Origin of the sequence: Salmonella sp. SAL4457 (genome assembly GCF_046548235.1) — a bacterium.
GTDB lineage: Bacteria > Pseudomonadota > Gammaproteobacteria > Enterobacterales > Enterobacteriaceae > Salmonella > Salmonella enterica.
Map to the genome: position 1 here is coordinate 1 of NZ_JBGDZO010000133.1, position 370 is coordinate 370.

Genomic DNA, 370 nt, shown 5'->3' on the forward strand with positions numbered 1-370 from the left:
ACGCAACGGACACGACGGTTGCCCAGGTGGTCGATGTCATCGACGATGCCCTTGCCGTTACGGATGTCGACGAGGGTCTTGAGCACATCGATGATGTCTTCCTTGCTCAGGACGCCCGGACCTTCGATCTCGGTACGACCGATACGGCGGTTGAACTTCATCCGGCCTACGGCCGACAGGTCGTAACGCTCGGCGCTGAAGAACAGGTTGCCGAACAGGGTCTCGGCAGCTTCCTTGGTCGGCGGCTCGCCCGGACGCATCATCCGGTAGATCTCGACCAGGGCTTCCAGCTGGTTGCTGGTGTTGTCGATCTTCAGGGTGTCGGAGATGAACGGACCGCAGTCGATGTCGTTGGTGTACAGGGTCTCGA

1 protein-coding gene is annotated in these 370 nt (G+C 60.3%); it reads right to left on the reverse strand.

From position 1 onward, the window contains the following. Positions 1-370, reverse strand: a 370-nt coding sequence (locus ACLJNW_RS23580; RefSeq protein ID WP_410961136.1) for a hypothetical protein, incomplete at both ends; no start/stop codon positions are given.